Consider the following 3,755-nt stretch of genomic DNA (forward strand, 5'->3'; position numbering starts at 1 on the left):
AAAAACCGCCTTTTTTTAAAAAAAAATTGGGGTGTTGGGGTTTGGTGTGGGTTTCAAACCCCCCCCACCACAGGGTGATTAGTTAAGTCAATAAGCCCGTAGATACGTGTACCGGGCAAGGCAACCTAGTATTTGGGTTGATTACGTAGCGGCTTATTCAGTTGTTTTAAAGAAATTCCATTCTTTGCTGAAATCGGGTTTCATACTTCCTTTTGGAAATACGTGGTGCGAATTGGCCCATGTGTTCCACTGCTGATCGAGTTTGCTAACCAGCTCAGGGTGATTGGCGGCAAGGTTGTGTCGCTCGGTCCGGTCAGCTTCCAGATCGTATAATTCCCAGGGGGCACCAATAACACCTACAGCTTTCCACTTGCCAAACCGGATGGCGCGGTGATGTTCGTGCTCCCAGTACATGTACTCGTGCGGTTGCCGCGTTCCTTTCGCCAGTACCGGCAACAGGCTTTTTCCTTCAATGGACTGAATTTTCTGACCGTTGGCTTCGGTGGGGTACGTAGCACCGCTGGCTTCAATAAACGTAGGCATAATATCGATCAGGTAGCCCGGCGTTTTGGCGATTTTGCCTTTCTGGCCCGTTGTGCCCGCCGGATAATGCACAATCAGCGGAGTCGCAATGCCGCCTTCGTACGAAACGTGCTTAAACCCTTTGAACGGCGTATTGGACGCATTCGCCCACACACCGCCATACGAAATGGCGCCCCCTTTGGCCGGATCGTTAATATCGCTCAACGTACCGCCCCCCAGTACGCCCCCTTCCTGACAGGCACCATTGTCGGACAGAAACACCAGTAACGTATTGTCCAGTTTGCCCGATTTTTTTAGATAATCAACCAGTTTACCAATGTTCTGATCCATGCGATACACCTGCGCGGCATACACGGCCATTCGGTAGTCCATTTCCTGCTGTTTGGCCGTGTCCTGTTTAGCCCAGGCTGGGTAAATCTCCGGGCGCGCCGAGAGGCCCCATTGCTCCGGTGCAATGCCTTCTTTTACCTGTTTCCGAAAACGCTGCTGCCGAAGGGCGTCCCACCCTTGCCGATACGTACCCCGGAATTGCTCAATGTCCTTTTCCAGTGCGTGCAGCGGCCAGTGGGGCGATGTAAACGCCAGATACAGAAAAAACGGTTGCTGATCGTTTTGCTCGCTTAGAAACGTAAGGGCATGGTCGGTGAAGGCGTCGGTGGTGTAAAACGGTTGCTCAACTTTTTCAAGCGGTTCGTTATCCTGCCAGATGCCGCGCGGTTGAATCGGATCAAGATAGCTGCTCGCCCCCGCCAGCAAACCGTAATACCGATCGAAGCCTCGCTGACGAGGACGCAAATCCGGTGTACTGGAACCCAGGTGCCATTTGCCCGCCATGTACGTATGATACCCCGCCGATTTCAGCACTTCGGCCAACGTAACGCAGTTGCGATTCAGCTCACCCCGGTAGCCGTACACGCCATAGTCGTAATCGATCCGGTTACTCGGTTCCCGGGTCATGTGACCGATACCCGCCTGGTGCGGAAATAAACCCGTCATTAGTGACGCTCGCGTGGGGCAGCACCGGGCCGAATTATAAAACTGCGTAAACCGGACGCCCTGACTTGCCAGCTTGTCCAGATTAGGCGTTGGAATTTCGGAACCAAAACACCCTATATCCGAGTAACCCATATCGTCGGCCATAATCAGGATAATATTCGGCCGTTTGGCGGCTTTGGGAGGAGTGGGGTTTTGGGCGGATTTATGAGAAATAGCGCTGAATAAAAGCAATCCACTCAGCAGTGAAAAACCAGCGATACGTAGTGTTTTCATGGTTTAATCGATTGATTCGTAGTCGGTTGTTTAGCGGAGATGGTCTTTTGGCGCCACGCCCGCAGTTGAGTGAGTAACTCGGTTCGTTTGGCGGGTAGTTTTTCTGATAAATCCGTTTGCTCGCCCACATCGTCCGCGAGGTTAAATAGCTGAATTTGGCCGTTGTCGAAGTATTCGATCAGCTTAAAATCGCCACTACGTATCGCGCCAGCCGAGCGCCCGCCCAGAAAATGAGGCTTCGGAAGCGGATAATGCCAGTAGAGCGTTCTTGACGTAGTGGGCCGGGTTCCTATCAGCAGCGGTGCCACACTGAGGCCGTCAAGTACCAGATTGGTCGCCGGTTTTACCGAAGCAAGTTCCAGTAAGGTTGGGTAGACATCCAGCGTATTGATCACCTGAGTTGAGACCGCGCCGGGCTTTATGACGCCGGGCCAACAGGCGATAAACGGCTCCCTGATACCGCCTTCGTACAATTCGGATTTGCCTCCGCGTAAGGGCGCATTTGACGTTACGTTGCTCTCTCCGCCATTGTCCGACGTGAACAGAATCAGCGTATTATTGGTCAGATTCAACTCGTTTAACGTAGCGACGATTTGCCCTACACCCTCGTCAATGCTTTCCAGCATGGCCGCCAGCTCAGGATTATTCCGGTTTGTTCCGGCGCCCGGCTTTTGTTTGTATTTCGCTACGTTGCCGGGTTTGCCAGCCAGTTTGGTGTGCACCGCGTAGTGCGACAGATACAGGAAAAATGGCTTGGCCTGATTGCGTTTGATAAAGTCAATGGCTTCCGCATTCAGCCGGTCCGTTAGATATTCTCCTTCGGTTTTGGCCGGAACGTCGGGCATGAAAAAATACGGATGGAAATAGTCGCCATTGGCGATGTAGCCGGTTTCGGAGCAGATCACTTCGTCCCAGCCGTGTTTAGCCGGTTCGCCTTTTTTCTTCGTATAATCGCCGGTAAGGTGCCATTTACCGATCAGGCCCGAATGATACCCGGCTTTCTGCAATTGCTCATTAAGCGTTACGTAATCGGGCGACAGGAATTTTTCGTCCTTCGCGTCCAGATAATCTGTAATACCAACGCGGGCCGGATGCTGTCCGGTCATGAGGGCAATGCGCGTGGGCGTGCATACGGGCGCCGTAGCGTAAGCCTGCGTAAACCGCATTCCTGCCCCGGCCAGCCGATCGAGGTGGGGCGTTTCGTTGAAGTGCGCTCCCTCATCACGGTTGCGGTAGCAGCCCAGTTCGCTCCAGCCCAGGTCATCGGCCAGAATGATAATGATGTTTGGCGGAGCCGTAGGTGTCTTTTGGGCAAAAACTGTGATTGCCACCAGGCATAAAAAGAACGTATAAACGCGTTTTCTCATCCATTTCTAGTGTTTACTGACTGTTACATAATACGGCCCCTGCATCCCTTTATCGGTTTCCAGCCACGATTCCAGATTATAATCGCCCCGTTTCAGGTAAACCCGGCTGATGGTTTCCTGCGTACTGACCTCCTGATCGGTTTGCACGCTACGTTGCACAGGCCCGACGCGAACCAGCACACGACTTCCTTTTTTGATCGGTTGATTCCGAATCGTAAAATCATAATACCCATCCGTTTGTACACGCACTGTCCAGTAGCCTAAACCGGTTTCGCTGATCCAGTTATTAACCAGACCTGTCCAGTCCTGACGAGTCAGAACGGTTGGGTTTTCGTGCGGATCGCCCAGGCTAATCCGGCGCGTAATTAGGTTTGGACTAGCGGCAATGTCGGCGTAAATGCTATCCAGTTTTACTTTTAACTGACTGACAACCGCCGGATTCGCCGACGCTACGTTCGTCCGTTCGTACGGATCGGTTTTGAGGTTGTACAGTTCAAAGCTTTCAGGTTTTTGCGCGTCGGCATTAATGGCAACCAGTTTGAAATCATCCTGATAAAGAGCCGCATTTCGGTACGG

2 protein-coding genes and 1 pseudogene are annotated in these 3,755 nt (G+C 52.4%); all 3 read right to left on the reverse strand.

The genetic code is table 11. From position 1 onward, the window contains the following. Positions 1 to 153: 153 nt before the first annotated feature. A complete protein-coding gene (locus tag ACOJS8_RS14700) occupies positions 154 to 1,812 on the reverse strand; it encodes an arylsulfatase (RefSeq protein WP_420149297.1) in 1,659 nt (552 codons plus the stop codon). After that, the gene (locus ACOJS8_RS14705) at positions 1,809 to 3,179 is read right to left on the reverse strand and encodes a sulfatase (protein WP_420149298.1); all 1,371 of its coding nucleotides are present in this window, start codon (positions 3,177 to 3,179) and stop codon (positions 1,809 to 1,811) included. Before ACOJS8_RS14705 ends, ACOJS8_RS14700 begins: the two co-directional genes overlap by 4 nt. Positions 3,180 to 3,185: 6 nt before the next feature. Then, positions 3,186 to 3,755: pseudogene (locus ACOJS8_RS14710) on the reverse strand (hypothetical protein); the annotation flags it as partial.

Source organism: Spirosoma sp. (genome assembly GCF_048594605.1).
Taxonomy (GTDB): Bacteria; Bacteroidota; Bacteroidia; order Cytophagales; family Spirosomataceae; genus Spirosoma.

Excerpts from the sequence above, each read along its gene's own strand:
- ACOJS8_RS14700 (WP_420149297.1), bottom strand. The coding sequence starts at position 1,812 with ATGAAAACACTACGTATCGCTGGTTTTTCACTGCTGAGTGGATTGCTT.
- ACOJS8_RS14705 (WP_420149298.1), bottom strand. The coding sequence starts at position 3,179 with ATGAGAAAACGCGTTTATACGTTCTTTTTATGCCTGGTGGCAATCACA.